Source organism: Bradyrhizobium sp. UNPF46 (assembly GCF_006658625.1).
GTDB lineage: Bacteria > Pseudomonadota > Alphaproteobacteria > Rhizobiales > Xanthobacteraceae > Bradyrhizobium > Bradyrhizobium nitroreducens.
This window is the reverse complement of record NZ_LFJB01000040.1, coordinates 204605-212464: the sequence shown is the minus strand read 5'-3', so window position 1 is coordinate 212464 and position 7860 is coordinate 204605. Positions and strand designations below refer to the sequence as shown.

Sequence of the window (7860 nt, the reverse complement as noted above, 5' to 3'; positions counted from 1 at the left end):
ACCTCCGCCGCCTCCGCCACCTCCGGCAGCGGCTCCCCCAGCCCGGCCCGCACCTGCGCCCACGGCAACGCCGCCTGCCCCGACGGCAGCACCCGCGGCTCGCCCCGGCGCACCTGCGCCCGCACCGACAGCGACGCCCGCACCGACGGCAACGCCTGCGCCGACCGCAACGCCGGCACCTGGCAGCACGCCCGGCGGATCGCCGGCAGGGCGCCCCGGTACACCGCCGCCCGGCCGCCCAGGCGCGCCTCCTCCCCCGGCGGGATCACCGGCTCCTGGTGCTGCGCCGGCTCCGGCAGCGACGCCGACTCCTGGCGGCACGCCGACGCCCGGACGCCCAGGTGCAGCACCAGCTTCTGGCGCGACCCCGGCCCCGACTGCGACGCCGGCACCCGGCCAACAAGGCGCAACGCCTCCTGCGGGCGGGCCCGCCGCCGGAACTCCGCCGACGTCCCCGCAAGCTGGCGCTCCGCCACGGCCGCCGGCGCCTCCCGCCGGCGCCGTGGCACCGTCGGTCGTCCCCGGTTCGGCGGCAGCAACGCCGCCGCCAGACCGAAAGCAATACGCGACACCGACGATTGCGCCCGCCTTCAGGGCCGCGCCGACGATTGCCGCACCCTTGCCGCCCGCGCCGCGTCCGCCGCAGCGTGACCTGACACCGCTCGCGATCGGTGCGGGCGTCGTGGCCGGCGCAGTCCTCGGTGCCACCATCGCCGACCTCCACAGTCAGCGTCGCGAGTCCATCGAGGGCGGACGCACCGTCTACACCGAGCCGGACCGCATCATCATCCGCGATCCGGGCGGGCAGGCTTATGTCCGTGGCAACGATCTCTATCGCTTCCGCTACGGCGCACGCGACATCCGCACCGACACCGTCGGCGGAGAAACCCGCACGGTCGTGATTCGTCCCGACGGCAGTGAGATCATCACCGTCGTCGGTCCCGATGGCCGGCTGATGCGACGCATCCGCAGGGATCCCCGCGGACGCGAGCTCATCATCATCGACAACACCTACCGCGATCCGCGCGCGGTCGGCGGCTTCTATGTCGACGTGCCTCCGCCGGTCGTGAACATCCCCTACGATCGCTACATCGTCGACGCCCAGGAAGCGTCACCTGACGTCATCTACCAGACCATGGTGGCGCCACCGGTGCAGCGGATCGACCGGCGTTACTCGCTCGACGAGATCCGCTACAGCCCCAATGTTCGCATGCAGATGCCGAGCATCGACGTCAACACGATCATCTTCGAGACGGGATCGTGGACCATCCCGCCGGACCAGGCGGCGAGGTTGCAGGTGATTGCCGACGGCCTCAACCAGGCGATCCAGCGCAATCCGCGCGAGGTCTTCCTGATCGAGGGACACACCGACGCGGTCGGCAACGAGGTCGACAATCTCTCATTGTCGGACCGTCGCGCGCAATCCGCAGCCGAATTGCTGACGCAGCAATTCGGTGTGCCCGCCGAGAACCTGACCTCGCAGGGTTATGGCGAGCAGTACCTGAAGGAGCAGACGCAAGGGCCCAGCGCGATCAACCGTCGCGTCACCATCCGCAACATCACGCCGCTGCTCAACGGCGGTCAGGCCTCGCTGCCGCCGCCCCCGCCCGGCACCGCGCCGCCGCGGTAACGGCAACCACAAACGCAAATGGCCGGGAGCGATCCCGGCCATTTTTGTTTTCGTGGTTGCGAGGAGCGCAGCGACGAAGCAATCCAGACTGTCGCTGCTGAGAGATTCTGGATTGCTTCGCTTCGCTCGCAATGACGAATGAGGCGATAGTTGCGGATTACGTCAATCCTTGTCGCTTTCGAGCCGGAAGATCTGCGAGCCTTCGCTGCCCGAGAGCAGGCCGGTCTTCGAATAAAGGCTGAGCTTGGTGCGGGTGTCGGCGATGTCGAGATTGCGCATGGTGAGCTGGCCGATGCGGTCGGCCGGCGTGAAGGCGGCGTCCTCGACCTTCTCCATGCTGAGCCTTTCAGGCGCATAGGTGAGGTTGGGGCTCTCGGTGTTGAGGATCGAATAGTCGTTGCCGCGGCGCAGCTCCAGCGTCACCTCGCCGGTGACGGCGCGCGCGACCCAGCGCTGGGCGGTCTCGCGCAGCATCAAGGCTTGCGAGTCGAACCAGCGGCCCTGATAGAGCAGGCGACCCAAGCGCATGCCGCTGATGCGGTATTGCTCGATGGTGTCCTCGTTGTGGATGCCGGTGACGAGGCGCTCATAGGCGATGTGCAGCAGCGCCATGCCCGGCGCCTCGTAGATGCCGCGGCTCTTGGCCTCGATGATGCGGTTCTCGATCTGGTCGCTCATGCCGAGGCCATGACGGCCGCCGATGGCGTTGGCTTCGAGGAACAGCGCGACGGGATCGGAGAAGGTCTGGCCGTTCAGCGCGGTGGGCTGGCCTTCCTCGAAGCGCACCACGACCGTCTCAGCCTTGACGGCGCAATCGTCACGCCAGAACGGCACGCCCATGATCGGGTTGACGATCTTGATGCCGCTGTCGAGGCTTTCGAGATCCTTCGCCTCGTGCGTCGCGCCGAGCAGATTGCTGTCGGTCGAATACGCCTTCTCGGCGCTCATCTTGTAGGCAAAACCCTGGGCGGTCATGAATGCCGACATCTCGGCGCGGCCGCCGAGCTCGTCGATGAACTGCTGATCGAGCCAGGGCTTGTAGATTTTCAGGCCGGGATTGGTGAGCAGGCCGTAACGGTAGAAGCGCTCGATGTCGTTGCCCTTGAAGGTCGAGCCGTCGCCCCAGATGTTGACGCCGTCCTCCTTCATCGCCGCGACCAGCATCGTGCCGGTCACCGCGCGCCCGAGCGGCGTGGTGTTGAAATAGGTGATGCCGCCGGTCGAGATGTGGAAGGCGCCGGACTGGATCGCGGCGATGCCTTCATGGACCAGCTGCGTGCGACAATCGACGAGGCGCGCCTTTTCGGCGCCGAACTCCATCGCCTTGCGCGGGATCTCGTTGTAGTCGGCCTCGTCGGGCTGGCCGAGATTGGCGGTGTAGGCGTAGCAGCGCGCGCCCTTCTGCTTCATCCAGAGCAGCGCGGCGGAAGTGTCGAGGCCGCCCGAAAAAGCGATGCCGACTTTCTCTCCCTTGGGCAGGCTTTTCAGGATCGTGGTCATGGCGCGTCCAATCGGTCTCAAATAGCTGATGTTGTCTGTGGCTCGTGGCGGCGAATATCAAATTTCGCACGCCTCGGCACGCATTTAATGGCTCAAACCGAGGGCTCGGGACCGGTCCTGCGGCCGAACAGGCGCTGGCGGAGCCGGTAGGCGGGCATGTTCAGCCGGGTCAGGGCGGCATCGACCGCCTCGTCCGAAAACCGCGTTCGCGGCCAGCGGTAAATCAGCGCGTAGGCAAACCAGATCACCACGAAGGTGACGAGGCCGGCGATCGACACGTCGGTAAAGAAGTGCCCGCCGAAGGCCATGCGCAGCCCGCTGGTCACGGCGCCGAAGATGACTGCTCCGGCGTAAGCGAGCGGCCGCCACGCCGGCGGCGCCAGCGCGGCGGGCGCCAGGGTCCAGAACGCGGTCGCGCCTTCGCCCGAGAAGAACGAGCAGTTGCGCGCGCAGCCGCCGCGGGGATCCCACCACGGCACGAATTGCTGATCGCCGGCGAACTCGGTCACCACCACCGGGCGCGGCCGGCCCCAATAGGTCTTGAAGGTGAGGTTGGTGAGGATGCCGGCCGACAGGATGATCGTGGCCAGCAGGAACACGATCGCGCGTCCCGACACCATCAAGGGACGGTCGGGCCTGATCATCTTGACCACGAGCGCCACCAGCGACGGCAGCACGAAAGCCCAGGCGACCCACATCGCGGCATCGCGCGCGAAGCCGGCCCAGTCGTTCAGCTTGAGCGGAAAGGTCTTCGTCTCGGGGTCGAAGAACAGCGATGCCAGCTTGAGATCGAGCTCGGGATAGAGGCCGAAAACGACGCCGATCACGAGCCACAGCGCCAGGGCGATGAAGAGTCCGGTACGGTTCATGGCGCGCGGTTTAGCGGAGTGGGACGGGGATGAAAACCCCAACGGCGGTGCCCATCCTCCCCTGGAGGGGGAGGATCGGTTCGCATGTAGCGAAGCGAAATGCGAACCGAGGTGGGGTGAAGCCACGCGCACAGCTATCGCGGATAGTCTGTCACCCCACCCCGCTCGCGCTATGCGCGATCGACCCTCCCCCTCCAGGGGAGGGTAAAAAGCCTCACCGCGCATCCGGCCTTGAATGCGACGGCAGTGGTGGAGGCGGGTTGCCTGGGGGAGGCGGGATGCGCCAGGCGCCGGCGTTGCGGCCAGCGATCAGCCAATAGACCACGCCGGCAACGATGCCCGCGCCGGTCATGATCTCCAGGTGACGCCGCACGATGCCTTCGAACTGGAACGTGTCGGAGTGGAAGGGAACGAGGCCGAGATAGCAGGCGAGCCCGACGAGGCCGCCACCGACGGCATAGGCGAGCGCGCTACGGATGTAGAGCGCTTCGGTGATCGCAACGATCACCGCCGCCGGCACCAGGGCAAAGCCCGAGACGAAGATGAAGCCGAAGCCAAGCAGGATGTCGATCGCGCCCTGGTCGACGGGACCTGCGCCGAGATCGGCGAACTCCGGAAACAGCAGCGCGACGACGACGATCATGCCGCCGACGAAGCAGGCGGCGAGGAAGCCGATGAAGATGACGATGAGGCGGCCGATCAGGGACATGAGATAAGCAGGTTACGGATCAACGACGTCGCCACGCTCTCAGCCGTCATGCCCGGGCTTGACCCGGGCATCCACGACTTTCTTTCTCGCGGCTCGTGGATGGCCGGGTCAAGCCCGGCCATGACGAGCGCTGAGGAAGCCGCCATTCTCAATCCGTCATCGCCATGGCGCGCAGCGCCTGGCGCTCGCGGGCCGAGAGCTTTTCCGTCTCCGACTTGAGCTGACCGCAGGCGGCGAGGATGTCGCGGCCGCGCGGGGTCCGCACCGGGGAGGAATAGCCGGCGTTGAAGATGTATTCGGAGAACTTCTCGATCTGGTCCCAGTCCGAGCATTCATAGGCGGTGCCGGGCCAGGGATTGAACGGGATCAGGTTGATCTTGGCGTGAATGCCCTTGAGCAGCTTCACCAGCAGCTTTGCGTCATCGAGCGAATCGTTGACGCCCTTGAGCATCACATATTCGAAGGTGATGCGTCGCGCGTTGGAGGCACCGGGATAGTCGCGGCAGGCCTGCAGCAATTCCTTGATCGGATATTTGCGGTTGAGCGGCACCAGCTCGTTGCGCAGCTCGTCGCGCACCGCATGCAGCGAGATCGCGAGCATGACGCCGATCTCCTCGCCGGCGCGCACGATGTTCGGCACCACGCCCGAAGTCGACAGCGTGATGCGGCGGCGCGAGATGCCGATGCCTTCGTTGTCGCCGACGATCAGGAGCGCATCGCGCACCGCGTCGAAATTGTACAGTGGCTCGCCCATGCCCATCATCACGATGTTGGTGACGCGGCGCGTGCCGTCCTCGCGATCGGCCCAGTCGTTCAGGCGATCGCGCGCGACCATGATCTGGCCCACGATCTCGCCGGCGGTGAGGTTGCGCACCAGGCGCTGCGTGCCGGTGTGGCAGAAGGAGCAGTTCAGCGTGCAGCCGACCTGCGAGGAGACACAGAGCGTGCCGCGATCGGTCTCGGGAATGTAGACGCACTCGACTTCATGCGCCTTCTGAACATTGTCGCCGCTCGGCAGGCGCAGCAGCCATTTGCGGGTGCCGTCGTTGGAGATCTGCTCGGCCACGACTTCGGGCCGGTCGACCGTGAAGTGCTGCGCGAGCTCGGCGCGAATACCCTTCGAGATCGAGGTCATGTCGTCGAAGCCACGGGCGCCGCGGAAGTAGAGCCAGTGCCAGAGCTGCTGCACGCGCATCTTGCGCTGCGCCGGAGCGACCCCGATCTCGCCGAGGCGGTCGGCCAGCTCCGTGCGCGACAGGCCGATCAGCGACGGCTTTGCCGGCGGCACATAGGTTTCGAGCGGAGTCTTCTCCACCAGGATTGCGTCGCGTGGTTCGGTCGTCGGTTGCATTGATTGGACCTGATTATCTTGTCGTTCCGGGGCGATGCGCAGCATCGAACCAGGAACCTCGAGATTCCGGGTCTGGTCCTTCGGACCATCCCGGAATGACGGAAAAACTTGGAACCGGGCTTATATAGCAACCGGAACCGCCGATTGCGACCTAATCGACCGCAGCCTTAACGCCGGCAATCCTGTGCGATCTTGTCGAGCGCCTGGGCCAGCCCCTTCAGCGAGAAGGTATCGGTCGTCTCCGTGCCCTTGGCCGAGACGCCCTTGACCACGAGATCGGCGGATTTGCGCATGGCTTCGACCATCCGTTCTTCCTCGGCCGCGTTCTTGATCCAGAGGCCGTCACCCTGCGTGTACATCGCAAAGGCAGCGCCGCCGACCTCGACCGAGGATTCCGAGCCCGGCTTCAGCGCATAGCCGATCATCACCGAGACTTCGTTGTTCACTTTCTCGGCCGGCCGGGTCGAGACGAAGGCATAGGCCGGATCGCGCGGCCGGTTCGGCGGGTTGGTCTTCGACGACGAAGGCTTGGCCAGCGCGAAGCAGACTTTCTTGCCGTTGGGCGTCGCCGAATAGGCGCCCCAGGTGCCGAACTGGCCGATCAGGGTCGGCTCCGCACCGCCCGCAACCGCCGCGGGTGGGGCCACCGGTTTGCTCTCCGGCTTTGCAGCCGATTTTGCAGTCGTATTGGCCGCCGGCTTTGGCGCCGACTTCGGCGCCGGTTGTGCTGTCTGCGCCTGCGCAGAAACAGCGACTCCCCCGGCCACAACGCCAGTCATCAAAGCTAAAATCAGCACCCGCCACATGCTGGAGTGGTTCCCTCAATATTGTGACTGGAAGATGGCCCGGCCGCGCTTTGTCCCCGTGGCAGGGATAGCCGGGAAAGTCCAATTTGGGAAGGCAGTTAGCGGTATCAGCGCCGGCTTAAGCCTTGGATCGCGCGGCGCGCTGGTCGGCCCATTGCGTCTCGGTCCAGCCGAACAAATCCTCAGCGCCGGAACTGCGCAAATGTGCGCCGCCGTCGATCACGACCATCTCGCCATTGATGTATGCCGCACGGTCCGAAACCAGGAAGCTGGCGAGATCGGCAAGCTCGCCATGCTCTCCGGTCCGGCCCAGCGGATTGCGCGCGGTCCAGCTCTCGTCACGGCCTTCGGGACGGAGCTGCCCCGACGCACCCGCAGTCGGGAACGGCCCCGGCGCAATGGCGACGGTGCGGATGCCTTTCGGTCCCCATTCCACCGCGAGACTTTTGGTCATCGCCAGCAGCGCCGATTTCCCCATCGCCGACGGCACGGTGAAGGCGCGGCCGGTGATGGTCGAGGTCGAGAGAATCGAGAGCACGACGCCGCCATGCTCGTCCTCGATCCAGCGCCTGCCGGCAGCGAGCGTGCAATACATCGCGCCGTGCAGCGTCGGCGCCAGGATCGCATCGGCGGCGCGGAAGGAAAGATGCTCGCTCTGCGCGATGAAAGTCGCGGCCGCGTTGTTGACGAGGATGTCGAGCGGTGCCTCGCCCCAGATCGTGTCCATCATGCTGTCGACGGCCGCGCCGTCGCGAATATCACAGGCAATGGTCGTGACTTTGCCGCCGATTTTCTCGCGCATCTCGCTCGCTGTTGCATCCAGCCGGTCGAGCCTGCGGCCACAGATCACGAGCTCGGCGCCGAGCGCGAGGAAGCGGCGTCCCATCGCAGCACCAAGGCCCGAGCCGCCGCCGGTGACGAGGATGCGCTTGTCCTTGAGCAGGCCTGTTTCAAACATCGTTTGAATCCTTCTCGTCTGTCATTGCGAGCGCAGC

Annotated in this window: 7 protein-coding genes; 1 reads left to right on the top strand and 6 read right to left on the bottom strand. The window is 66.0% G+C overall.

Features of this window, described 5'->3' with window-relative positions:
- On the top strand, positions 1-1630 hold a 1630-nt coding region (locus UNPF46_RS17320), incomplete at its 5' end, for an OmpA family protein (RefSeq protein WP_246668680.1).
- Between the two features lie 162 nt (positions 1631-1792).
- Here UNPF46_RS17320 and argG read toward each other — a convergent pair.
- From argG to UNPF46_RS17285, 6 genes are all read right to left on the bottom strand, one after another.
- Entirely contained in the window at positions 1793-3130 is a 1338-nt protein-coding gene (gene argG / locus UNPF46_RS17315; RefSeq protein ID WP_142250800.1) for an argininosuccinate synthase, read from the bottom strand.
- Positions 3131-3222: 92 nt separating this feature from the next.
- A complete protein-coding gene (locus UNPF46_RS17310; RefSeq protein ID WP_100175370.1) occupies positions 3223-3999 on the bottom strand; it encodes a phosphatase PAP2 family protein in 777 nt (258 codons plus the stop codon).
- Positions 4000-4213: 214 nt separating this feature from the next.
- Positions 4214-4708 (bottom strand): hypothetical protein, encoded by a 495-nt coding sequence (locus tag UNPF46_RS17305; protein ID WP_142250799.1) that lies wholly within the window; start codon positions 4706-4708, stop codon positions 4214-4216.
- A gap of 148 nt (positions 4709-4856) precedes the next feature.
- Positions 4857-6059 carry a dual-specificity RNA methyltransferase RlmN gene (rlmN, locus tag UNPF46_RS17300; RefSeq protein ID WP_142250798.1) on the bottom strand — a complete coding sequence of 401 codons (1203 nt, stop codon included), beginning with the start codon at positions 6057-6059 and terminating at the stop codon, positions 4857-4859.
- Between the two features lie 167 nt (positions 6060-6226).
- Positions 6227-6865, bottom strand: coding sequence for an invasion associated locus B family protein (locus tag UNPF46_RS17290; protein ID WP_142250797.1), 639 nt, complete (start codon positions 6863-6865; stop codon positions 6227-6229).
- Between the two features lie 118 nt (positions 6866-6983).
- Positions 6984-7823 carry an SDR family oxidoreductase gene (locus UNPF46_RS17285; protein ID WP_142250796.1) on the bottom strand — a complete coding sequence of 280 codons (840 nt, stop codon included), beginning with the start codon at positions 7821-7823 and terminating at the stop codon, positions 6984-6986.
- Positions 7824-7860: the final 37 nt, after the last annotated feature.

Excerpts from the sequence above, each read along its gene's own strand:
- argG (WP_142250800.1), bottom strand. The coding sequence starts at position 3,130 with ATGACCACGATCCTGAAAAGCCTGCCCAAGGGAGAGAAAGTCGGCATC.
- UNPF46_RS17310 (WP_100175370.1), bottom strand. The coding sequence starts at position 3,999 with ATGAACCGTACCGGACTCTTCATCGCCCTGGCGCTGTGGCTCGTGATC.
- UNPF46_RS17305 (WP_142250799.1), bottom strand. The coding sequence starts at position 4,708 with ATGTCCCTGATCGGCCGCCTCATCGTCATCTTCATCGGCTTCCTCGCC.
- rlmN (WP_142250798.1), bottom strand. The coding sequence starts at position 6,059 with ATGCAACCGACGACCGAACCACGCGACGCAATCCTGGTGGAGAAGACT.
- UNPF46_RS17290 (WP_142250797.1), bottom strand. The coding sequence starts at position 6,865 with ATGTGGCGGGTGCTGATTTTAGCTTTGATGACTGGCGTTGTGGCCGGG.
- UNPF46_RS17285 (WP_142250796.1), bottom strand. The coding sequence starts at position 7,823 with ATGTTTGAAACAGGCCTGCTCAAGGACAAGCGCATCCTCGTCACCGGC.